22 protein-coding genes and 1 pseudogene are annotated in these 21,896 nt (G+C 69.0%); 12 read left to right on the top strand and 11 right to left on the bottom strand.

The annotated features are described in order from the left end of the window. Positions 1-50: 50 nt before the first annotated feature. The 3 genes from AC07R7_RS04250 to AC07R7_RS04240 all read left to right on the top strand — a co-directional run bounded on the left by AC07R7_RS04250 (position 51) and on the right by AC07R7_RS04240 (position 3,013). Complete coding sequence (locus AC07R7_RS04250; RefSeq protein ID WP_494634281.1) at positions 51-1,334, top strand: APC family permease; 1,284 nt, start codon at positions 51-53, stop codon at positions 1,332-1,334. After that, the gene (locus AC07R7_RS04245; RefSeq protein ID WP_494634242.1) at positions 1,331-2,635 is read left to right on the top strand and encodes a metal-dependent hydrolase family protein; all 1,305 of its coding nucleotides are present in this window, start codon (positions 1,331-1,333) and stop codon (positions 2,633-2,635) included. The genes AC07R7_RS04250 and AC07R7_RS04245 overlap by 4 nt, the downstream gene beginning before the upstream one ends. A gap of 138 nt (positions 2,636-2,773) precedes the next feature. Beyond that, positions 2,774-3,013, top strand: coding sequence for a hypothetical protein (locus AC07R7_RS04240; RefSeq protein ID WP_492886636.1), 240 nt, complete (start codon positions 2,774-2,776; stop codon positions 3,011-3,013). On the opposite strand, the gene AC07R7_RS04235 is transcribed toward AC07R7_RS04240, so the two are convergent. Further along, on the bottom strand, positions 3,010-3,606 hold the full coding sequence (locus tag AC07R7_RS04235) for a TetR/AcrR family transcriptional regulator (protein WP_494634241.1): 597 nt from the start codon (positions 3,604-3,606) through the stop codon (positions 3,010-3,012). The genes AC07R7_RS04240 and AC07R7_RS04235 overlap by 4 nt on opposite strands. Here AC07R7_RS04235 and AC07R7_RS04230 point away from each other — a divergent pair. Then, positions 3,578-3,691: pseudogene (locus tag AC07R7_RS04230) on the top strand (hypothetical protein); the annotation flags it as partial. The gene AC07R7_RS04235 and the pseudogene AC07R7_RS04230 sit on opposite strands and share 29 nt — an antisense overlap. A 48-nt stretch (positions 3,692-3,739) precedes the next feature. Here AC07R7_RS04230 and AC07R7_RS04225 read toward each other — a convergent pair. Both AC07R7_RS04225 and AC07R7_RS04220 read right to left on the bottom strand, forming a co-directional pair. Continuing rightward, positions 3,740-4,897: an aromatic ring-hydroxylating oxygenase subunit alpha gene (locus tag AC07R7_RS04225; RefSeq protein ID WP_494634240.1), complete on the bottom strand. Its 1,158-nt coding sequence runs from the start codon at positions 4,895-4,897 to the stop codon at positions 3,740-3,742. A gap of 133 nt (positions 4,898-5,030) precedes the next feature. Beyond that, positions 5,031-6,662, bottom strand: coding sequence for a phytoene desaturase family protein (locus tag AC07R7_RS04220; RefSeq protein ID WP_494634239.1), 1,632 nt, complete (start codon positions 6,660-6,662; stop codon positions 5,031-5,033). Between the two features lie 219 nt (positions 6,663-6,881). Between AC07R7_RS04220 and AC07R7_RS04215 the strand changes: the two genes are divergently transcribed. Beyond that, positions 6,882-7,706 (top strand): hypothetical protein, encoded by an 825-nt coding sequence (locus tag AC07R7_RS04215; protein WP_494634238.1) that lies wholly within the window; start codon positions 6,882-6,884, stop codon positions 7,704-7,706. A 442-nt stretch (positions 7,707-8,148) separates the two neighbouring features. Here the strand turns inward: AC07R7_RS04215 and AC07R7_RS04210 are convergent, their stop codons facing one another. After that, positions 8,149-11,217, bottom strand: a complete 3,069-nt coding sequence (locus AC07R7_RS04210; protein WP_494634237.1) for an efflux RND transporter permease subunit — start codon at positions 11,215-11,217, stop codon at positions 8,149-8,151. A 3-nt stretch (positions 11,218-11,220) separates the two neighbouring features. Continuing rightward, on the bottom strand, positions 11,221-12,309 hold the full coding sequence (locus AC07R7_RS04205) for an efflux RND transporter periplasmic adaptor subunit (RefSeq protein ID WP_494634280.1): 1,089 nt from the start codon (positions 12,307-12,309) through the stop codon (positions 11,221-11,223). Between the two features lie 76 nt (positions 12,310-12,385). On the opposite strand from AC07R7_RS04205, the gene AC07R7_RS04200 reads away from it, so the two are divergent. Beyond that, a complete protein-coding gene (locus AC07R7_RS04200; RefSeq protein WP_492886621.1) occupies positions 12,386-13,018 on the top strand; it encodes a TetR/AcrR family transcriptional regulator in 633 nt (210 codons plus the stop codon). Positions 13,019-13,082: 64 nt separating this feature from the next. Continuing rightward, positions 13,083-13,286 (top strand): hypothetical protein, encoded by a 204-nt coding sequence (locus tag AC07R7_RS04195; protein WP_492835847.1) that lies wholly within the window; start codon positions 13,083-13,085, stop codon positions 13,284-13,286. Here the strand turns inward: AC07R7_RS04195 and AC07R7_RS04190 are convergent. Continuing rightward, positions 13,283-14,647, bottom strand: a complete 1,365-nt coding sequence (locus tag AC07R7_RS04190; RefSeq protein WP_494634236.1) for an aminotransferase-like domain-containing protein — start codon at positions 14,645-14,647, stop codon at positions 13,283-13,285. The two genes, AC07R7_RS04195 and AC07R7_RS04190, sit on opposite strands and share 4 nt — an antisense overlap. Positions 14,648-14,715: 68 nt before the next feature. Between AC07R7_RS04190 and AC07R7_RS04185 the strand changes: the two genes are divergently transcribed. Continuing rightward, positions 14,716-15,126: a DUF983 domain-containing protein gene (locus AC07R7_RS04185; RefSeq protein WP_494634235.1), complete on the top strand. Its 411-nt coding sequence runs from the start codon at positions 14,716-14,718 to the stop codon at positions 15,124-15,126. Positions 15,127-15,194: 68 nt separating this feature from the next. Here AC07R7_RS04185 and AC07R7_RS04180 read toward each other — a convergent pair whose 3' ends face one another. Continuing rightward, complete coding sequence (locus AC07R7_RS04180; protein WP_494634234.1) at positions 15,195-15,668, bottom strand: carboxymuconolactone decarboxylase family protein; 474 nt, start codon at positions 15,666-15,668, stop codon at positions 15,195-15,197. Between the two features lie 96 nt (positions 15,669-15,764). Here AC07R7_RS04180 and AC07R7_RS04175 point away from each other — a divergent pair, with 96 nt between their 5' ends. Further along, positions 15,765-16,619: a sigma-70 family RNA polymerase sigma factor gene (locus tag AC07R7_RS04175; RefSeq protein WP_494634233.1), complete on the top strand. Its 855-nt coding sequence runs from the start codon at positions 15,765-15,767 to the stop codon at positions 16,617-16,619. Between the two features lies 1 nt (position 16,620). Here the strand turns inward: AC07R7_RS04175 and AC07R7_RS04170 are convergent, their stop codons facing one another. Next, on the bottom strand, positions 16,621-16,929 hold the full coding sequence (locus AC07R7_RS04170) for a polyhydroxyalkanoic acid system family protein (protein WP_494634232.1): 309 nt from the start codon (positions 16,927-16,929) through the stop codon (positions 16,621-16,623). Positions 16,930-17,087: 158 nt separating this feature from the next. Here AC07R7_RS04170 and didA point away from each other — a divergent pair, with 158 nt between their 5' ends. The 3 genes from didA to AC07R7_RS04155 are packed head-to-tail and all read left to right on the top strand — an operon-like array spanning position 17,088 to position 19,184. After that, positions 17,088-17,294, top strand: coding sequence for a DNA damage-induced SOS-independent cell division inhibitor A (didA, locus tag AC07R7_RS04165; protein ID WP_494634231.1), 207 nt, complete (start codon positions 17,088-17,090; stop codon positions 17,292-17,294). A 30-nt stretch (positions 17,295-17,324) separates the two neighbouring features. Further along, positions 17,325-18,326 carry a dipeptide epimerase gene (locus AC07R7_RS04160; RefSeq protein WP_494634230.1) on the top strand — a complete coding sequence of 334 codons (1,002 nt, stop codon included), beginning with the start codon at positions 17,325-17,327 and terminating at the stop codon, positions 18,324-18,326. Between the two features lie 60 nt (positions 18,327-18,386). Continuing rightward, positions 18,387-19,184, top strand: a complete 798-nt coding sequence (locus AC07R7_RS04155; RefSeq protein ID WP_494634229.1) for a DUF1295 domain-containing protein — start codon at positions 18,387-18,389, stop codon at positions 19,182-19,184. Positions 19,185-19,319: 135 nt separating this feature from the next. Here AC07R7_RS04155 and AC07R7_RS04150 read toward each other — a convergent pair whose 3' ends face one another. From AC07R7_RS04150 to AC07R7_RS04140, 3 genes are all read right to left on the bottom strand, one after another. Beyond that, complete coding sequence (locus tag AC07R7_RS04150; protein ID WP_494634228.1) at positions 19,320-20,069, bottom strand: DUF72 domain-containing protein; 750 nt, start codon at positions 20,067-20,069, stop codon at positions 19,320-19,322. A gap of 167 nt (positions 20,070-20,236) precedes the next feature. Beyond that, entirely contained in the window at positions 20,237-20,410 is a 174-nt protein-coding gene (locus AC07R7_RS04145) for a hypothetical protein (protein WP_494634227.1), read from the bottom strand. 16 nt (positions 20,411-20,426) lie between these two features. Beyond that, entirely contained in the window at positions 20,427-21,830 is a 1,404-nt protein-coding gene (locus AC07R7_RS04140; protein ID WP_494634226.1) for an L-serine ammonia-lyase, read from the bottom strand. Positions 21,831-21,896 lie beyond the last annotated feature (66 nt).

Here is a 21,896-nt window from a genome sequence, read left to right as displayed (position 1 = left end):
GGAGTGAGCTTAGAGTGAAGACCTCGGATCCAAGACCCCTGGGCCTGTGGATGTGCACGGCGTTGGTCGTGGGCAACATGATCGGCTCGGGCGTCTTCATGCTGCCGGCCTCGCTGGCGCCCTATGGCTGGAACGCCGTCATCGCCTGGTTGATCACCATCGGCGGGGCGCTGTGCCTGGCGCTGGTCTTCGCGCGGCTGGCCCGGGCCTTTCCCCGCGCCGGCGGCCCGTTCGCCTATACCGAGGAGGCGTTCGGCAGACCCGCCGGCTTCATGGTCGCCTGGTCGTACTGGATCTCGGTCTGGGTCTCCAACGCGGCCCTGGCCATCGCCGCCGTCAGCTATATGAGCGTCTTCGTTCCGGACCTGGCCAAGACCCCAGGTCTGGCGGCCCTGGTCACGGTCGCGATGGTGTGGATCGCCACGGCGATCAACTGCGCCGGGGCCCGCACGGCCGGCTGGACCCAGCTGGTGACCACGATCCTCAAGTTGGCGCCGCTGGTCGCCGTGGCCGGCCTGGCCGGCCTCATCCTGCTGCGCAAGGGACCCGCGGCGATCGCGCCCTTCGAGCCCTCGGCCCTGTCGGGCGGCAGCGTCACCGCCGCCGCGGCCCTGACCCTGTGGGCGTTGCTGGGCGTGGAGTCGGCCACCATTCCCGCCGAGCAGGTTGACCAGCCCGAGCGCAATATTCCGCGCTCGACCCTGTTCGGCACGGCCTTCACCGGCCTGATCTATCTGCTCGTCTCGTCGGGCGTGCTGCTGCTGACGCCGGTTTCGGTGTTGCAGGGCTCGAACGCCCCGCTGGTCGACTTCATGGCCTATCACGGCGGCGGCGACTTTCGCCTGGCCCTGGCCGCCTTCGCCGCGATCAGCGCCCTGGGCGCCCTGAACGGCTGGGTGCTGCTGCAGGGGGAATTGCCGGCGGCCATGGCCCGCGAGGGCGTCTTCCCCGCCTGGATGGGCAAGACCACGGCCAACGGCACGCCGGTTCGCGCCCACCTGATGTCCAGCGTGCTGGTGACGATCCTGGTGGTGATGAACTACGCCAAGTCCATGGCCGACACCTTCACCTTCATGGCCCTGCTGGCCACGGCGTCGAGCCTGTTCGCCTATCTCTTCTGCTCGCTGGCGGTGCTGAAGCTGGGACGCGAGAAGCGGATGCCCGTTTCGCCGGCCTTCGCCGCCATCGCCGCCTTGGCGGCGGTCTACTCGGCCTGGACCTTCTACGGCGCGGGCTGGTCGGTGACCTTCTGGGGGCTGGTGCTGCTGGCGGCCGGCGCGCCGGTCTATCTGCTGATGCGCCGCGCGCGCCTGGCTCGCGAGGCCGCCCGATGATCGCCCGCCTCAGGATCGCCTGCCTGACCGCCGCGGCCCTGCTGGCCGGGCTCGTGGCCACCGCCGCATCGGCCGGCGAGGCGTCCTATGTCCGCGCCGGGCGTCTGATCGACCCGCAGTCGGGCAAGGTGCTGACCGACCGGCTGATCCGCGTCGAGGACGGCAAGATCACCGCCGTCACGGCCTGGACGACCGCGCCGACGGATGGCCCCGTGACCGACTGGTCAAAGCTGACCGTTCTGCCCGGCCTGATCGACATGCACACCCACCTGGTCGACCAGGAGCAGACCGAGAACATCGCCGAGCCGCTGCTGACCACGGCCGCCTACCAGTCGTTCATCGCCGCCGATCACGCCCGCAAGACCCTGATGGCGGGCTTCACCAGCGTGCGCGACGTCGGGACCTGGCGGGCGTTCGGCGACGTGGCCCTGCGCGACGCGATCAACAACGGTCTCGTGCCCGGCCCGCGCATGTCGGTGGCCGGCGCCTATATCACCGCGCCCGGCGGCGGCGGGGAGGTGACCGGCATCGCCACCGACGTCGGCATCCCGGCCGAGATGCGGGTGGGCGTGGTGGAGGACGCCGCGGACACGCATCGGAAAGCGGCCAACATCCTGGCGCATCACGCCGACTTCCTGAAGCTGATCGCCACCGGGGCGGTGCTGACCGTCGGCACCGAGCCGGGCCAGCTGGAGCTGTCGGAAGACGAGATCCGCGCCGCCGTTGAGGAGGCCGCCAGGCGCGGGACCTACGCCACCGCCCACGCCCACGGGGCCGAGGGCATGAAGGTCGCCATGCGCGCGGGCGTCCGCTCGATCGAGCACGGCTCGCTGATGGACGACGAGGCCATCGCCATGATGAAGGCCAAAGGCGTGTTCCTGGTCGCCGACATCTATGACGGCGACTGGATCGACGAATACGGCAAGGCTCACGGCTGGCCCGCCGAAACCCTGCGCAAGAACTACGAGACCACCGAGGCCCAGCGCGAGGGCTTCCGCAAGGCGGTGAAGGTCGGGGTCAAGATCGCCTACGGCACCGACTCCGGCGTCTATCCGCACGGTCTCAACGCCCGCCAGCTGCCCTACATGGTCAAGTACGGCATGACGCCGATGCAGGCGATCCAGTCGGCCACGACCGTGGCGGCCGAGCTGATGGGCAAGACCGGCAAGGTCGGCTGCGACGCGGCCGGCTGCTACGCCGACCTGATCGCGGTGTCCGGCGATCCGCTGGCGGACATCGGGATCCTGACCCGGATTCCCAAGGTCATGAAGGGCGGGGCGGTCGTAAAGGACGCCCCCTAGCCCGCTGTGAAATTCGGCACAGCGGACCTTGGCCCGGACCATGCATTGTGCATCGCAGCGCAATTTGATTGTGCGAGAGCGAAACAACTGTCATGTCGACGTGGTTAGTACACGTTGAGTACGTCCAAGGAGGTCTCCATGACCGAGAACCACTACTACGTCCGCCCGGTCGCCGGTGTGTGGCATGTGACCTGGAACGACTCGGCCGAACTGATTGGCTGCTATTCCTCGCAACACGAAGCCGAGGCCCTGGCCCAGCTGCTGGCCCGCCACATGCGCGAACAGGGCCGTAAGGCCCAGGTTCACGTCGACGCGCCGGAAGTCCGCACGCCCTCGTGGGGCCGCAACCGCGCGGCGCACCAGGCGGCCGCGGCTTAAGCCAGCCAGCTCTCCAGCGCGCGCGTCACGATCACGCGCGCGTCTTGCGGGCTGAAGGTCGCCGGGTCCAGGCACAGCTCCAGCCACAGGCCATCGACGGTCGCCGTCAGGGCGATGGCGGCCAGGCGGGTGTCGGCGATGTCCGCCTCGCTCAACAGCCCTTCCAGTCGCGCCCGGAAGTCCGCGTAGGACGCCGCGTGGATCGCGGCGATGCGCGGCTTGGTCTTGACCAGACTCCAGAACCCGATCCAGGCGGCCAGCAGGCGCGGATCCAGCACCGGCGGCGCGAAGCTGGCGCCCAGATAGGCCAGCAGCCGCTGGCGAGATGTCGGGCCGGCGGCCTCCAGCGCCGCGTCCAGCGCCGCATCGATCCGCTGGCCGACAGCCTCGTAGGCCGCCGCGATCAACTCGTCGACCCCCTCGAAATAGTGGCGCAACAGGCCCGGCGAGACGCCCGCCTCGGCGCAGATCGCGCGGACGGAGGTTCCGTCGACGCCTTCGCGCGCCAGCACGGTCTCGGCGGCGGCCACGAGCGCCTGACGGCGGACGTCGGCGGTCTCGCGGGTGAAGGCGGCGCGGGTCACCTTCCCCATCCCCAAAGCTTGTCATCCCGGCCGCAGCGAAGCGGAGAGCCGGGACCCAGGGGCGACCGCACCGCGCCGGCCCCTGGGTCCCGGACAGCGCTACGCGCTTCCGGGATGACAGGCGTTTGAGCGGCCCTAGGGCTCACCACCCCTCCGGCGGCCTTGCCAGCCGGCTCTCCGGGATCAGCGCCCGCATCTTGCGGCCGAAGCTGCGCAGGCTGACCTCGCTGGTCGCCAGCGGCCCGGCCGTGAAGGTGCGCGAGGCCATGCCCTGCTGTACGCGGGCCACCAGCTCGGTGTCCTCGGCATTGACCTGGCGGTTGATGCGCCAGTTCAGATACCGCGCCGCCTTCATCTCGCGCCGCTCGTCGGGCAGGGCGTAGGCGATCTCGCGGATCATGGTCTGCGTGGCCGAGACCGGGATGAACTGCATGAAGTCCACCTGGTCCGGATAGATGTCGAAGGCGAAGTTCGGCCAGAGCTTGAAATAGGTCCACAGCCGCTTGCGGTCGGCGGGCAGGTGCGGAACGTCGGGCAGCAGGTCCTGGTAGAGCCGCTCGGACGGGCTCTCCGACGGCTCGTCGATCAGCTGGCCCCACATCTTGTCGACGAAGGTGTGGGCCTCCACGCCATAGCCCTTGCCGAACAGCCGGGTCAGGCCCGGGTGGGCGACCGGGATGTGCAGGCCGTCCGAATAGTTGTCGCTGATGTTCTTCCAGTTCACCGTGCGCGGCCGCAGGGTGACGCGGCCGAACGGCTGAAGGTCCTCGAAGCGGTAGTGGGCGACCTCATCCTCGTAGGGGGCCATCATGGTGGCCACGGAGGGGCCTTCGCCCTCGATCCGCACGAAGACGAAGCCGCGCCAGATCTCGGTCTCGATCTTGGCGAGCCCCTCCTTGGCCATGTCCAACGCCGGGTAGTCGTCGCGCATCGGCACGCCGATCAGCCGGCCTTCCAGGTCGTAGGTCCAGGCGTGGTAGGGGCAGACGATCCGCCCGCCGCAGCGGCCGACCGGGCCGTCCAGCAGCCGCGCGCCCCGGTGGCGGCATACATTGGCGAAGGCGCGCACCCCGCCGTCCTTGCCGCGCAAGAGCACCAGGCTCTCGCCGACGAAGTCGAAGGTGTGGAAGTCCCCGGCCTTGGGGATGTCGTTCAGGTGGCAGACGATCTGCCACGAGGGCCGGAAGATCTTATCCTGCTCCTCGCGGAAGAAGCGCTCGGAGCCGTAGATCCAGCCGGGCAGACCCCAGTCGGCCAAAGAGTCGTTGGATTGAGGGTCTTCGTTGGAAATGGCGGTCATTGGGCGCCTCCTTTTCCGATTTCCCCGGCGAACGCCGGGGCCCAGATCGTAAGGCTGTGAGGCGTCAGATAAGGCCTAGGCTCGGGATGTATCTGGGTCCCGGCGTTCGCCGGGAAGATCGGGTTTTTAGGCATCACCGCCCCACCACCGACAGCTTCAGGGCCGTGACGAAGTCCTTGTCCCTCAGGATCTCCCGCGCCGCGTTCCGCCCCGGATTGCCCGACACCCCGCCGCCCGGATGCGTACCGGCCCCGCACATGTAGAGCCCTCCGACCGGGGCGCGGTGGCTGGCGTGGCCCAGGAAGGGGCGCGTGGCCCACAGCTGATCCAGCGACATGTGGCCGTGCATGATGTCGCCGCCGATCAGGCCGAACTTCCGCTCCAGGTCCAGCGGCGACAGGATCGTGCGGCCCAGCACCGAGGCCTTGAAGCCCGGCGCCCACTTTTCGACGGTGTCGATGATCAGGTCGGCGGCGGCCTCGCGCTCGTCGTCCCAGCTGCGGCCGTTCGGCAGGGGCGGGGCGAACTGCTGGCAGAACAGGCTGGCCACGTGCTGGCCGGGAGGCGCGAGGGACGTGTCGATGGTCGAGGGGATCAGCATCTCGACGATCGGGGCCTTGCTGATCCCGTCCGCCTTGGCGTCGCGATAGGCCGCGTCCATGTAGTCGAGGCTGGGGGCGATCACGATGCCCGACTGGTGGTGCTCGGCGGCGTCCTTGCCGGGCAGGCAGGTGAAGCTGGGCAGCTCCGACAGCGCCACGTTCATCCGGAAGGTGCCCGAGCCGTTCTTGTAGCCATCGACGGTCTTGCGGAAGTCGGCGGTCAGGGCCGACGGCGGGACCAGCTTCTTGTAGAGCAGGGCCGGATTGACGTTGGCGCTGACGATCGGGGCCATGATCTGGCGGCCGTCGACCAGTTGCACGCCCACGGCCTTGGCGCCGTCGATGTGAACGCCCTCGACCGGCGCGTTCAGCAGGATCTCGACGCCCGCCGCCTCGCAGGCCTTGGCCATCGCCTGGGTGATGGAGCCCATGCCGCCGACCGCGTGGCCCCAGGCGCCCTTCTTGCCATTCACCTCGCCGAAGGTGTGGTGCAGCAGCACATAGGCCGATCCCGGCGAGTCCGGGCTGGCGAAGTTGCCGACCACGGCGTCGAAGCCGAAGGCGGCCTTGACCGCGTCGCTCTCGAACCAGCCGTCCAGCACGTCGCGGGCGCTCTTGGTGAACAGGTCCAAGATGTCGCGCTTCCTCTGCCGGGAAAGCATGGCCAGGCGGCCGCCCTGGCGCAGGGCTCGCAGCGCGCCGGGCAGGCCGTCGCCCAGGTTCGGCGGCGTCTCCTGGGCGAAGTCGCGCAGCACGTCGCCGATCTCGTCCAGCATGGCGTAGTAGGCCGGCAGCACCTCGGCGTCGCGATAGCTGAACTTGCGGAACGCTTCCTGGGTGCGCTCCAGTCCGCCGCCCAGCTTCAGATAGCGCTCGTCGCTGATCGGCAGGAAGTTCGAGATCGGCCGTTCCAGGAAGGTCAGGCCGTAGTCGTGCAGGCCCATGTCGGCGATGACCCGCGGGTTCAGCAGGCTGACCGTGTAGCTGGCCACGGAGTTGCGGAAGCCGGGGTGGAACTCCTCGGTCACCGCCGCCCCGCCGACCACGCCGCGCGCCTCGCAGACCGTGACCTTCAGCCCGGCCTTGGCCAGGTAGAAGGCGCAGACCAGGCCGTTGTGACCGCCGCCGATGATCACGGCGTCGCGGGTGGTGGTCTCGGCCATCGTGTCTCTCCCCCAGAGTAGGTGGAGAGGTTGCTATACGATCGTACAATACGCAAGCGGCGGGCTGCGCGGACGTCTCTGTCCCCCCCCTCCGGGGGAGGTACCTATATGCGTGCTGGACCCAGAACCGGAACGGACGGCAAACAAAAGCCACCCCTTACTACCAAACTACCGCGCGGTGGCTTCCATGCCTAGCTGTGGCATGATATGCCCCTGCACATGGATAAACCCTCTCCTGAGCTGCGCGCCGTGCTGATGGCATCAATCTCCCCCCTCCTTGAGGAGCGGGAAGGTTTGCTGGCGCGCATAGGCCAAGCCATTGAGCGGATTGGTTATATTGACCAAAAAGTCCTCGCGGCGGCTACCATGCTTGATGAGTCGCCCCCTGTACTCACCCCCATCCTTGACCTCGTCAGCCACGCCAAAACTGAGGGAGGAGTCGGACAGAATCAGCCGTCCGATCCCGCGCCTGAGTCATGGCGGGACTTCATTCTTGCGGTGCTCAAGGGTACCGACCGGGGTTACACGAATGCCGCTCTCATGGAGCGCGCCGTCAAGATGGGGTTCGGGAAGTTTGCCGATCGGTATCGGAATAGCCCGAACGGATATTTCGCCGCCGCTCGTCTCCTTGAAGCCGAAAAGAAGATCGTTCGGAGCGGGCGTGCGACCTATCTAGCGGACGTGTTCCGGCGGATTGAGGCGGGCGAGCTTGTCGAGGCAGAGCAAGCGCAAGATGCATCTCAACCGGGAGGTGCCGCCGCCGTTATAATCGCTGCCATCACCGATGGTGGGCCGATGACTCCAAAAGAGCTTATCGGGCGCTTCAAGAATTCGCCGGAGACCGCCGCGCTCGCGAACGAGCGGATCAACACGGTCTATGCGGTTCTGAGCAAGCTGGTCAAACGGGATATGCTCATTCGCGGTGGCGAGGGGAAGTATAGGCTTCCCTCCCAAAAGGCTCCAGAGGTCGCCTCTGCGCCGTCAGAGCAGCGCGGCGATCTCTTTCCGTCCCAAGATACGGGGGGCGCAAAAATGGTGAACTAAAACGCAAAAGGCCCGACCTAAGCCGGGCCTTCCGAAACCAAAACCGTCTCCGGTATGATCCAGTCTAAGCAGTTGGAATCCTACCGGAGACACCTCCAAAGTCAAGGCCATTGAAGGATTCCGGCCATGAACACCCGCGTCAAATTGCGCCGTAACCGGTGCAAGCACTTACGCTGCGAACCCCTTCGGCGAGAAGCGTTCCGCCGCAAGAAGCAACCGCCCCACCCACGCAACTAGGCGGTTTTTGGGCGTCTCACTTGGAGCCCCAGGTTTCGGCCTGGGGTTCTTAGGTCTCTGTCCTGGTGGCGCTTTTACTCCGGACGGATCGGTCTGGACGAACCGCCGCATAGCCTCGTCAAACGACATATCTGGCGTTAGCGGCGGTTCCGTCTTCTTGCTGGTCATGGACGATGGCGGCCTATAGCAAGGCCGGACCGACGCCCTAAGCCCCCTCCGCCTTCCCCCGCGCCGTCAGCCAGTACATCACCGGCGTCGCCACGCGGCTGAGCAGGGTGCTGGTGATCAGCCCGCCGATGATGGCGATGGCCAGGGGCGAGTAGAGGCCCGAGCGCTCCAGGGCCAGCGGCAGCAGCCCCCCGATCGCCGTCACCGAGGTCAGCAGCACCGGCAGGAAGCGCACCTCGCCGGCCTTCTCGATGGCGTCGTGCAGGTTCATGCCTTCGCGGCGCAGCTGTTCGGTGAAGTCGACCAGCAGGATCGAGTTCTTGATCTCGATGCCGATCAGGGCGATCACGCCGATCGTGGCGGTGAACGACAGCGAATAGCCGGTCAGGGCCAGGGCCAGCACCGCGCCGAACACCCCGAACGGGATGATGCCGGCCACGACCAGGGCGGTCTTGAACTTCTGGAATTCCAGAACGAGCACCGCCAGGATCCCAAACACCGCCACCAGCACCGCCGCGCCTAACCCTGCGAAGCTTTCCGACGCGGCCTCGGCCTCGCCGCCCAGCGACAGGCGGTAGCCGGGCGGCAGCGGCAGGTCCTTGTTCAGCCGCGCCAGGGCGTCCTGGGTGACGCCCGAGGCCAGGAAGCCGGTGCGAACCCAGGCGCTGACGGTCACGGTCCGCTCGCGGTCGAAGCGGTCGATGCGCGAGGGGCTGGACTTCAGGCGCGGGGTGGCGATGGCGTCCAGCGGGGCGGCCAGGCCGTCGGCGGTCGGGACATAGACCCCCTTCAGGGCCGAGAGCGGATTGCGGGCCGCGCCGTCGGCCTGGGCCATCGGCAGCCGCACCTTGACCGCGTAGTCGTCGCCGTCCGGATCGCGGAAGCGGGCGGTCTCCTCGCCGGACAGGGCCAGGCGGGCGATGCGCCGCGTAGCGCCGGCCTGGACGCCCAGGGCGGCGGCCTTGGCCTCGTCGACGCCGAGATCGAGGTCGGTGCGGTCCAGGCGGACGGGGTTGGTGACGTCGCGGGCGCCCGGCGTGGCCTTGAGGATCGCCTCGGCTCGGGCGGCCAGGGCCTTCAGCACGTCGAGGTTCTGCCCCGTGACGCGCACGGCGACCGGCGCGTCGATCGGCGGGCCGTTCTCGAAGGTCTGCACGCTGATCCGCGCGCCGGGATAGTCGGCGAAGGCCTTGCGCAGGCGGTCCAGCACCTGCTCGCTGCGGCCGGGTTCCCAACGTTTCAGGCTGACGAACACCTCGGCGAAGGTCGTGGCGCTCTCGCGCTGGCTCTTGTTGTAGAAGATCTGCGGGTTGCCGCGGCCGAGGTTGGCGGCTTCCCAGATGACGTCCGGCTCGGCCCGCACGCGCTGCTCGACATAGCGCAGCACCTGGTCGGTGCGGGCCAGGGACGTCCCGTCGGGCGTCTCGACGCGGATCAGGAACTGCGGCGTCTCGGCGGCCGGGAACAGCGACGAGCCGACCAGCTTCACCAGCGGGAAGGTGGTCAGGCAGATGGCCAGCAGGATGGCCATGGCCACCCACGGCCGGGCCAGGGCGCGATGCAGCACCGGCCGGTAGAAGCGGTGAATGCCGTTGTTGACCGCCCGCAGCAGGGCGTTGCCCTCGGGATCGGAGTGCTTGTCCAGCAGGCGGCTGGCCAGAAACGGGATGATGGTCATCGACACGAAGAGCGAGGCGGCGATGGTGCACAGCACCGTCACCGGCAGCGACTTGATATAGGCCCCCGAACCCGCCGGCAGGGCCATCAGCGGCAGGAAGGCCAGCATCAGGGTCGCCGTGCAGCCCAGCACCGCCAGGCTGATCTGGCGGGTGCCGTTGATCGCCGCGTCGACCCGGTCCTCGCCCTCGCGCACCCGGCGGGCGATGTTCTCGGTGATGACGATGCTGTCGTCGACCAGCAGGCCCAGGGCCAGCACAAAGCCGGCGATCGACAGCTGGTTCAGGGTGAAGCCCAGGGCCTGCAGCATGGTCAGGCCGATCAGCAGGGAAAGCGGGATCGACACCATAACCACCAGGCCGGCGCGCGGACCCAGCGGCAGCAGGGTGATCAGGACGAGGCACAGGGCGATGCCGAAATCGCGGAACAGGTTGTTCAGCCGATGCTTGACGTTCTCGGCCTGGACGAAGCCGCGCTCCATCTTCACCCCCGCGGGCAGGGTCTTTTCGTAGTCGTCCAGCACCCGCTGCACGCCCTTGGTGATCTTGGCGACGTCCTGGCCGTCCTTCTGGTTGACGGTCAGGAAGATGGCGCGCTTGCCGTTGAAGCGCGTCAGGTGCGTCGGCTCGGCCTGGGCCCAGGCCACCTGGGCGACGTCGCGCACGCGGGTCACCTGGCCGCCCAGCGAGCGGACCGGCGTGTCGCCGATGGTGGCGAGATCGTGGAAGGCCCCGCCGGACTTGACGTTGAAGCGCCGCTCCCCGGCCTGGACCGCGCCGATCGGCGCCTCGGCGCCGGCCGACTTCAGGGCGTCGACGACGGCGGTGGGCGGCAGCTTCAGGGCCGACAGGCGGGCCAGGTCCAGGGTCACCTGCACCTCGGACGGCGGCGCGCCCCAGTACTTGGCCTCGCGCACGCCCGGCACCCGGTCCAGCCGCTCGCGCAGGCGGTCGGCGGTCTTCTCCAGGCGGCGCATCGGCAGGATGTCGGAGGTCAGGGCGACCTGGACGATCGACACCTCGGTGGTGCGGATCCGCTCGATCTCCAGCCGCTGCACGCCGGCCGGCAGGTTTCCGCGGATGGCGTTCACCTCGCGCACCACCTGGTCGAACTTGCGCTCGGTGTCGACGTCCCAGGTGAAGTGGACGCGGATGATGGCCGAGCCATCCACGGCGGTCGACTCGACCTTGTCGATGTCGTCGAGGCCGTCGACGGCGTCTTCGATCGGGTCGACGATCAACTGCTCGATCTCGGACGGCTCGGCGCCGGGCAGCACCGCTCGAACGATGACGATCGGCGTCGGGAAGTGGGGGTCTTCCGAGCGCGGCACGTTGTTGAAGGCGTTGATCCCCAGCATGATCAGCAGGCCGAAGGCGACCAGGGTGAACTGCCAGCGACGGACGGCGAAGGTCGCGAGATCGAACTTCACGGCTTACTGACCCCTAGAGGCGTCGAGGCGCTTGGGGTCGATGACCCGCACGGCCTCGCCGTCGGCGACAAAGCCGGCCCCGGCCGTGATCACCTGGGCGCCGTCGGGCAGGCCCGAGACCAGGGCGTCGTCGCCGTCGAAGCCGCCGAAGCCGACGGCCATGCGCCGGGCCTTGCCGTGGTCGAACCGGTAGACGAAGGCGCGCTGGCCGTTGGCCTCCAGCACCGCCTCGGCGGGGATGCGGGCAAAGGCCGTGGTCGCGCCCGGAGCGGTGCGAACCGACAGCGTGGCGTGGGCGACCTGGCCGCTGCGCAGGGCGGCGGGCGGGGCGGAGAGCTCGATCTCGACACTGATCGCGCCGGTGCGGGTGTCGGCGGCCTCGCCGACGCGGGTGACGAGACCGGACAGGGTCTGCTCCGCGAGATCCTCGACCCGAACCTGCGCCACATCGCCGACCCGCACCCGCGCGGCTTCCCGCGCCGAGAGCGGCAGGCGCAGGACCAGCGGACTGGAGAGATCGGCGATCCGCGCCACCACCTGGCCGGCGGCGACGACCTCGCCCGCCTGGGCGCGACGCTCCAGCACCACGCCCGAGGCCGGCGAAACGAGGCTGGCCCAGCGGCGGTCGAAGCGGGCGGCGTCATAGGCGGCCTGGGCGGCTTTCAGCGCGCTCGTACGGTCGTCGATCCGCTGGCGGCTGACATAGCCCTTCTCGAACAGGGTCTTGTCGCGCTCGATGTCGCGGCGGGCGCGCTCCAGGTCGGCCACGGTCTGCTGCTGGCGGGCGTCGACCCCGGCCGGATCGATGGCGGCGACCAGCTGGCCGGCCGAGACGCGGTCGCCGGCCTCGACCTTCATGGCCGTCAGCACGCCGGGGATGCGGAACGACAGCGCCATCTCGCGGCGGCGCTCCAGCGTACCGGCTCCGGTCACGGCGCCGGCCGCTCCGGGCGCGGCGACGCGGGCGGCCTCGACCGGAGTCGGCGGGGTCGCCGTCTCGGTCTTGGCCTTGCCGCCACAGGCCGCCAGCGCCGTCGTCATCAGCAGCGCCGCCAGGGGAGGGAGCGGTGTCCGCCACATAAGCTGTTCCAAATCGATCAATGATAAGTTATCAGTGATTGATAGCGATGGCTTGTCAAGCTTGGATAGCAGTGGTCAACGACCTTCGATGAAGTCTCCCCAAACGCGTTCCCCACGCAAACCCAAGGGCCAGGGCGCCGAGCGCCGCGAGGAGATCCTCGACGCCGCCCAGAGCCTGTTCGCCCAGAAGGGCGTCCACGCCGTCTCGACCCGCCAGATCGCCGAGATCGCCGGCATCTCGCAGCCGGCCCTCTACGCCTATTTCACCACCAAGGACGACATCGCCGCCGAGCTGTGCGTGCGGGCCTTCGCGATCCTGGGCCAGCGGATGGCCGATGCGCGGGTCGGCTACACCCCGACCACCGAGAATTTCGATCGCTGCCTGCGGGTCTATATCGACTTCGGCCTCGACCATCCCGACGCCTACCGCGTGGCCTTCATGCTGGAGAAAAGCATCGACGGCTCGTTTCTGGAGAAGACCGGCGGAAAGCCGATGGCCGCCGGCAAGGAAGTTTTCCAGGTGTTCGTCGAGATGGTCGGCGAGCTGCACGCCGGCGGGCTGATGGCCGGCGACGACGTGATGGCCGCGACCCAGTCGCTGTGGGCCGGGCTGCACGGTCTGGTCTCGCTGCTGATCGCCCGGCCGGAATTTCCCTGGATCGAGCGCGAGACGTTGATCGCCACCCATGTGGCCATGCTGCGCAGAGGCGCGCTCAAGTAGGGGGCGTTGAAGTAGAGGGCTCGGACCTCTAAGTGAGCGCCTCGCTCTTTCGGGAAGGATCCCCATGGCCCAGCTCCTGCCGCTCCAATCGTTCAGCCTGCAGGAGACCGACGACGGCTATCGCCTGCTGGTCTCGGCCATCGGCGGCGAGTCGCTCTACGTCTCGATCACCCCCGACCAGATGGACGACATCATCGACAGCCTCGAGAACGCCATGGGCGGCGAGGGTGAAGGCGGGAGCGAAGTCGAGGACGACGGGGAGTTCTAGGAACACCCTTTTCCTGGTGGCAGGGTCAGCGCCCGCAACGCCGTCAGCGCCCGGCTCAAGGTCGCCCGCTTGGCCGCCGCGCCCAGCGAGACCCGCAGGCCCTCACCGACCGCTCCCGGCGCCCGGAAGGCCTCCGCCCCCACAAGCGCCAGGCCTCGGTCCCTGGCGGCCGGCGTCGCGGTCGCGCCGGGCAGCCAGACGTGCAGGCTCTCGGGCCCGCCCGTCGCCGCCGGCAGCAGCGTCGCCGCCAGGGCGCGACGGGCCGCGGCCTCCTCGCGGACGCCCTCCAGGATCCGGGTCGCGACGCCGTCGCGGATCCAGCCGGTGACCACGGCCGCCATCAGCGGCGCGGGCATCTGGGCGATGGCGTGCAGAGTCCGCGCCGCGCCCTCGGCCTGTCCCGGCGGGGCGACGATGTAGGCCAGGCGCAGGCCGGGCGAGAGCGCCTTGGCGGTGGTGGCGACATGGAACACGCCCTCAGGCCACAGGGCGGCTAGGGCGGGCAGGGGCGCGGCGGGCAGCAGGCCGTAGGCGTCGTCCTCGATGATGGTCACGCCGGCCGCGCGCGCGATCGCCACGACCGCCTCGCGCCTCGCCAGGCTCATGGTCGCCGCCGTCGGGTTCTGGAAGGTCGGGGTGCAGCACAGCAGGCGCGGGCGATGCCGGGCGATCAGCCGATCCAGAGCTTCGGGCTCCAGCCCTTCGGCGTCCATCGGGCAGGCTGCGACGCTCAGGCCGCGCCGGGCGGCGGTGGCCAGCAGGCCCGGATAGGCGAAGGCCTCGGCCAGGATCGTGTCCCCTGGCGTCGTCAGGTGGTCCAGCAGGGCCGACAGCGCCGTCTGGGCGCCGCTGGCGACGATCACCCGCTCGGCGGCCGTCTCGCCCAGGCTCGGGGCCAGCCAGGCCGCGCCGGCCGCGCGCTGGGCCAGGGAGCCGGCGCCAGGGTGATAAGCCATCAAGGTCGCCGGATCGGTCCGGGCCAGGATCGCGCCGGTCGCCTCGCGCAGCAGCGCCGCCAGGTTCAGTCCCGCGGGCGGCGGCGGCAGGTTCATCGACAGGTCGACCAGCCCGGCCTCGTCCTCGATCGTGCGAGAACGGATGAAGGTGCCCCGTCCCGTGGTCCCCTCGATCAGCCCCCGCTCGCGGGCCAGGGCGTAGGCGCGGGTCACCGTCGTGAAGTCGATCCCAACCAGCCGGGCCACCTCGCGCTGGGCTGGGATCTGGTCGCCGGCCTGCAGCTCGCCCTCGGCCACGGCCCGCTCCAGGGCCTCGGCGATCCGGCGATAGGCGGGACCGTCCACGGCCTCGATGCGGCGCAGCCAGGCGGCGGCCGGATTCGGTGATCCCTTAGTTGCGGGCATGGCTCAATATCCATACATTAATCGCACAATGTATGGATCAATCCTGCGATTGTAGGAAGGGGCCTCCGATGGCCGAGTATGAAGTTTACGACTCCCCGACGCCGATCGAGGCCGGCTTCAAGTGCTGCTGCCCGCGCTGCGGCGAGGGCAAGCTGTTCGGTGGTTTCCTGAAGCTGGCGCCGAAGTGCGACCGCTGCGGGCTGGACTACAGCTTCGCCGACCCGGCTGACGGCCCCGCCTTCTTCGTGATGAGCGGCATCGGCATTCTGGTGATCGCCGTCTTCGCCTGGATCGAGGTGACCTATCACCCGCCGATCTGGGTGCATCTGGTGACGGTGTTCCCCGCGCTGATCATCGGCTGTCTGGCGACCCTGCGCCCGGTGAAGAGCTGGCTGGTCGCCTCGCAATATATCAACAAGGCCGAGGAAGGCCGCTTCGAGAGCCTGGGCCGCCACGACTTCGACTCGCGGCGGCTGTAGGGCTTTCCCAAATCCCCAATCTCCGCTCTCCCCGGCGAAAGCCGGGGAGAGCGGGGGAGGGGCTGGGGCTAAACCCCCAGCGACCCCGCCACCTGGCGCGTGGCCGCGTTCAGGCGGTTCCAGACATTGATCGCCGAGATGCTGATCAACAGGCCGGCCAGCGCCTTCTCGTCATAGTGGCGGGCGGCTTCGTCCCAGACCTCGTCGGAGACCGGGTCGGCCTTGTCGGCGACGCGGGTCACGGCTTCGGCCAGGGCCAGGGCGGCGCGTTCGGCCTCGGTGAAGTAGGGCGTATCGCGCCAGCCGGCGACGGTGGCCACGCGTTCGGGGCTCTGGCCGGACTTCAGGGCGCCGCGGGCGTGCATCTCCAGGCAGACGCCGCAGCCGTTGATCTGGCTGACGCGCAGGTGCAGCAGTTCGTGCAGGCTTTCCGGCACGCCCTCGACATGGGCGGACTTGGACAGCGCCATCATCGCCTTCATGGCGTCGGGCAGCAGATGGGCGGGTTGGGTCATCCTGGCGTTCATTTGGCGGGCTTGCATCGGTCTTGCTCCTTGCGGTTTGGCGACGCCGCCGGTCACATCCGACGGCTTGCGTTCGTCGAAGAGGTGACGAAGCCCGACGGAGTGATGTGACCGATGCCCCAAGAAAATTATCTCGCCGACAGGTTCGAAGCCGACCGCGCTCGCCTCCGCGGCGTGGCCTATCGGATGCTAGGCTCGCTGCCCGAGGCCGAGGACGCCGTGCAGGAAGCCTGGCTGCGGCTGTCGCGGTCGGGCGCCGACGGTGTCGACAATCTCTCGGCCTGGCTGACCACCGTGACCTCGCGCGTCTGCCTGGACATGTTGCGCAGTCGGAAATCCCGTCGCGAGGACGCGCTGGACGGCGGGATCGAACCCTCGGTCAGCGGCGAGGACGCGGTCGAGCGCGAGACGATCCTGGCCGACTCCGTCGGCCTGGCCCTGCTGGTGGTGCTGAAGTCCCTGAGCCCCGCCGAGCGGATCGCCTTCGTGCTGCACGACCTGTTCGACATGCCGTTCGACCAGATCGCTCCGATCGTCGAGCGCACGCCCGACGCGGCCCGGCAACTGGCCAGCCGGGCGCGCCGCCGGGTGCGCGGCGGCGAGACGCTGGACGTGACCCAGGCCGCGCAGAAGAGCGTGGTCGACGCCTTCCTCACCGCCTCGCGCACCGGCGACCTGGCGGGACTGATGGCCGTGCTGGCGCCGGACGTGGTGGTTCGCTCCGACGTCCTGGGCGGCGGCGGTCAGGTCCGCGAGCTGCGCGGCGCCGAGAAGGTGGCCAATTTCTACAACGGCCTGGCCCAGACCGCCCGCACGGCCCTGGTCGATGGCGCGATCGGCGCGGTGGTGGCGCCGCTGGGCCGGCTGACCCGCGTGCTCGACTTCCGCGTCGAAAACGGCCGGATCGTCGAGATCTTCGTCGCCGGCGATCCGGATCGTCTGGACGCCGTCGAAGTGGCGATGGTCTAGCCTACTTCAACAGCAGCTGCCCGCGCCGCGACAGCTCGTCCTTGATCTTGCCGGCGGCCATGCCCAGCAAGCCCGGCAGGCTGACGTCGAGGCGGGCGTGGTCCTCCAGCACCTGGACGACGCCGTTGATGGTCTGGCCCATGGCGACGGCCGAGAAGTTCAGCACGTCGCCGGCCCAGCTCTGGGTGAAGCCCTTGGCGTCGCCGCCGGGGATCTGGCCGGCCAGCTGCGCCAGGCCCTGTTCCAGCCGCCGTTTGGCCTCGGCCGCGCCCAGCTGGTGGGGGATGTTGATGCTGATGGTCTTGGCCATGGGGTCCTCTGGGCGGCTTTCCTTGGGCGGCTTTCCGGCAAAACGCGGCGGGATACGAAACGGTTTGCGCGATCGGTTCAATACGTCCGATTCTGGCGCATGGCGCGCTCAAGTTCGTCCTTACCAGATGAGGCCCCTCATCGGACCGGGGAAAAGACATGACCGACTTCGCCATGATCCAGCCGTTCGCCCGTCGTGCCCGTTTCGTGCGTCCGGGCCGTCCTGGCGGCATCCTCGGCGCGATCCACTATGCCGGCGTGCTGCTGGTCTGGCTGGCCCTGTTCGTCGTCGACCGCCCGCTGGCCCTGAAGGTGATGGCCGAGCGTCGCGCCGACTCGCCGATCCCCCGTCGCTGGGGCTGGTAGGAGACCACAAAACGCGGCATCCCTTCGGGCATGTCGATCGCCGTCTCCGTCCGCCCGGTTTCCCACCCGCTGAAGGCCCCGTTCCGCATCTCGCGCGGGGTCAAGACCGCCGCCGACGTGGTCGAGGTTATCGCCTCGGCCGACGGTCATGTCGGGCGCGGCGAGAGCGTGCCCTATGGCCGCTACGGCGAGACGGTCGACAGCGTGCTGGCCCAATTGGCGCCGGCCCTGGCCTCGACGAATGTGGACGCCGCCTGCGCCGCCCTGCCGCCCGGCGCCGCCCGCAACGCCCTGGACCTGGCGTTGTGGGATCTGCGGGCCAAGCGCACCGGGCTCAGCGTCGCGGCCGCCACCGGCCTGCCGATCCCCTCCGCCCTGGTCACCGCCGTGACGGTCAGCCTCGACACGCCCGAGGCCATGGGAGCGGCCGCCCGCGCCGTGGCCGACGCGCCCCTGATCAAGATCAAGCTCTCGGCCGAGGACCCCGCCGCCCGCCTGCGCGCTGTCGCGGCCGCCGCGCCGAACTCGCGCTTCATCGTCGATCCCAACGAGGGCTGGACCTTCGACATTCTCGACGGATTGAAATCCCTGCTGGCCGACCTGCCGATCGCCCTGGTCGAGCAGCCGCTGCCGGCCGACGCCGACCATGAGCTGGAAGGCTGGGATCCGCCGTTCACGGTGTGCGCCGACGAGTCCGTCCATGTCGGCGGCGACCTGGCGGCGCTGAAGGGGCGCTACCAGGCGGTGAATCTCAAGCTGGACAAGACCGGCGGCCTGACCGAGGCGGTCGCCATGCTGAAGGCGGCCAAGGCGCTGGGCTTCCAGGTGATGACCGGCTGCATGGTCGCCTCGTCCCTGGGCGTCGCGCCGGCGCTGCATCTGGGCGGGGCCAGCGACTTCGCCGACCTCGACGGGCCCTGGTGGCTGGCGAACGATCACCCCGGTGGCCTGCGGGTCGAGCGCGGCCGGATCACGCCGCCGAAGCCCGGCTTCTGGGGCGACGCGACGGAGGCCGAGGGGCTCTGGCTGTAGCGAGATCCGTCCGTCCCGTGGTTTGGTGCGTATCTCCGTGACCCAGCCCGAGGTCTCGACATGCCGCTCCTCACCCTGCTCGCCGTCAACGCCGCCGTCTCGGCCGTCGCCTTCCTGGCGCTCTGGCTCGTGTCGTTGCGGATCAAGGACGTCAGCTTCATCGACGCCTGGTGGGGACCGGGCATGGCGCTGCTGGCCTGGAGCACGCTGTTCCAGACCCCGGCGACACCGCACGGCCTGCTGCTGACGGGGCTGTGCACCGTGTGGGCGGCGCGGCTGGGCGGTTACCTGTTCTGGCGCTGGAGCACCCACGGGGCCGACCGGCGCTATGTCGCCATGATCGACCACGCGAAGACGCATCGCGGCTGGAGCTTCGCCAAGACCGCCCTGCTGCTGGTGTTCTCGCTGCAATTCGCCTTGGGGTTCCTGGTGGCCTTGCCGGTGCAGTTGGGCCAGCAGGGCGGGCCGCTGGGACCTCTGGCCTTCGCGGGCGCGGCCCTGGCGGTCGTCGGGATTCTGTTCGAGACCATCGGCGACGCGCAGTTGACCCGCTTCAAGGCCGACCCGGCCAACGCCGGCAAGGTCATGGACCGGGGGCTATGGCGCTACACCCGCCACCCGAACTATTTCGGCGACGCCTGCGTGTGGTGGGGGCTCTATCTGATCGCCGCTGAAACCGGCTTGGGCGCCTGGAGCCTGCCGGGGCCGATCCTGATCACCGTGCTGCTGACCCGCTGGAGCGGCGTGCCGACCACCGAGGGCAAGATGCGCAAGTCCAAGCCGGGCTATGAGGACTACGTGGCGCGGACCAGCGGCTTCGTGCCGTGGTTTCCGAAGAAGATCGGCCAAGCTCAATAAACCGTGTTATCCCTGAAGCCTCGTAGAGGCTGTCCGGGACCCAGGGGCGGCGCGCGGCGCGTTTCGTCACCCCCTGGGTCCCAGCTCTGCGCTTCGCTTCGGCCGGGATGACAAGCTTTGGGTGCGAAGGAGCTTTCAGGCCCCCAGCTTCTCGATCAGCGCCATCGCGGCCGCCGGATTGCGCACCTTGGCCCCCGCGATGAAGTAGGCGAACACATCCCCGCGTTGGGCCCATGCCCGCGCCTGCCTCACCACCCCGTCCAGCTCCTCCGAGCTCATCCCGGTCGGCTCGTCCGGCTTGCTGGACATCAGCCGCGCATAGGTGAAATCCGCCGTCGGCTGGTCGATGCAGGGCCAGGTCGGCTCCTCGTCGTCGACGGCGTAGACGATGGCCGCGCCATACTTGGCGGCCAGGTCGTAGAATTCCTGGCAGGCGAAGGTCGGGCTGCGAACCTCCAGGGCGTGGCGGAGTGGAACGCCCTTCCGATCCTTTGGCAGCAATTTCAGGAAACCCTCGAAATCCGTCGCGTCGAACTTCTTGGTCGCCATGAACTGCCAGTTGATGGGACCCAGTTTCGGACCCAGTTCCTCAAGCCCCTGGGACAGGAATTTTTCGAGGGAATCGTTGTTTTCGGACAGCACCTTGCGGTTGGTGCAGAAGCGGCTGGCCTTGACCGCGAACACGAAGTCGTCCGGCGTCTCGTCGCGCCACTTCTGCCAGCTGTTGGGCTTGAAGGTCGAATAGTAGGTGCCGTTGATCTCGATGCTGGTCAGCTTCGACGAGGCGTATTTCAGCTCGTCCTTCTGCTTGAGATCGTCGGGATAGAAGGTCCCGCGCCAGGGCTCGAACGTCCAGCCGCCGATACCGGTTCGGATCTTGCCCATGCGAGAATGTTCCCTTGATGTTCTCTCGGAAATTAGGCGAGGTTTGGCGGTGCGTCGAGGCTGAAAATCCTCTCCCCGTGGGAGAGGTGTCGGCGCAGCCGACGGAGAGGGACGTGGCCGGCGTGGCAGGACTTCCCCCTCCGGTCGCTGCGCGACCACCTCCCCCGCTAGGGGGAGGATTTATGGCGCACGACCTCGGCGGGGTCGTGCGAACATCGGCTCGTTTCCTTGATCCAGGCGCCGCCGCCGTCCAAGCAGGCGTCGACGGTCAGCCATTCCTGAATATGCGGCGCGGCGGCGATAGCGCCGGCGAGAACTAGGGCCGCGACGTACCAGATCAAGCGCCGCCGCCTCACCTCAGCACTCCACCCGGTTGACCGACAGGCCCACGGCCAGACCGCCCATCGAGGTTTCCTTGTAGATCTCGTTCATGTCCTCGCCGGTGCGCTTCATCGTGGCGATCACCTTGTCGAGGCTGACCGAGTGCTGGCCATCGCCGAGCAGGGCCAGCCTGGCGGCGTCGATGGCCTTGATGGCGCCCATGGCGTTGCGCTCGATGCAGGGGATCTGCACCAGGCCGCCGATCGGGTCGCAGGTCAGGCCAAGGTTGTGCTCCATGCCGATTTCGGCGGCGTTCTCGACCTGGGCGTTGGTCCCGCCCAGCGCCGCCGCCAGGCCAGCGGCGGCCATCGAGCAGGCCACGCCCACCTCGCCCTGGCAGCCGACCTCGGCCCCGCTGATCGAGGCGTTGCGCTTGTAGAGCGCGCCGATCGCCGCGGCGGTCAGCAGGAACACGCGGATCTGCTCGGGCGTCCCCTTGTGGAAGCGGACGAAGAACCGCAGCACGGCCGGGATCAGGCCCGCCGCGCCATTGGTCGGGGCGGTGACCACGCGGCCGCCGGCGGCGTTCTCCTCGTTGACCGCCATGGCCCACAGGTTGACGAAGTCCATGGCCGCCAGCGGGTCGCTCATCTGGCGCTCCATCCGGCCCAGGATGGTCTGGTGGATCTGGTGGGCCCGGCGCTTGACGGCCAGGCCGCCGGGCAGGACGCCGTCCTGGCGCATGCCGCGATCGATGCACGCCTCCATGGCCCGGAAGATGCGGTCGAGGCCGGCGTTCATCGCCCCCTCGTCCATCCGGGCCAGCTCGTTGGCGGCCATGACCTGGGCGATGGTCAGGCCGGCCTGCGCGGCGCGGTCCAGCAGGTCGGCGCCGCTCTCGAACGGGAAGGGGACGGCGGGGCCTTCGTCCGGCGGGGCGTTGCTGCCCATTTCGCGCTCGTCGCGGACGAAGCCGCCGCCGATCGAGAAGTAGGTGCGTTCGGCCAGCACTTCGCCGGCCTTGTCGAAGGCGGTGAAGGTCAGGCCATTGGGGTGCTGCGGCAGGCGCTCGTGGCCCAGCCAGACGATGTCGCGGGCCTCGTCGAAGGCGATGGCGTGATCGCCAGCCCCCATCTGACCACCCAGATTCAAGGACTGGGTGGCTTGGCTCTCCAGCAGGGCGCGCTCGCCGGCGTCGGGATCGAGCGTCGCGGGCACGAAACCCATCAGGCCCAGGATCACGGCGCGGTCGGTGGCGTGGCCCCGACCGGTCAGGGCCAGCGAGGCGTAGAGGCGGACCTCCACCCGGTGGACGCTCGTGAGCTTACCGGCCTCGCGCAGGCGGCCGACGAACAGCACGGCGGCGCTCATCGGCCCCATGGTGTGGCTGCTCGACGGGCCGACGCCGAGTTTGAAGAGGTCGAAGACGGAGGCGGTCATGATCGTGGGTCCGCCCTCGTCCTTCGACAGGCTCAGGATGAGGGCTACTGGGGAGGCTTTTGGGGT

It is taken from the genome of Caulobacter sp. GW821-FHT05F04 (assembly GCF_059419665.1).
This window is presented reverse-complemented; position numbering and strand designations above follow the sequence as displayed.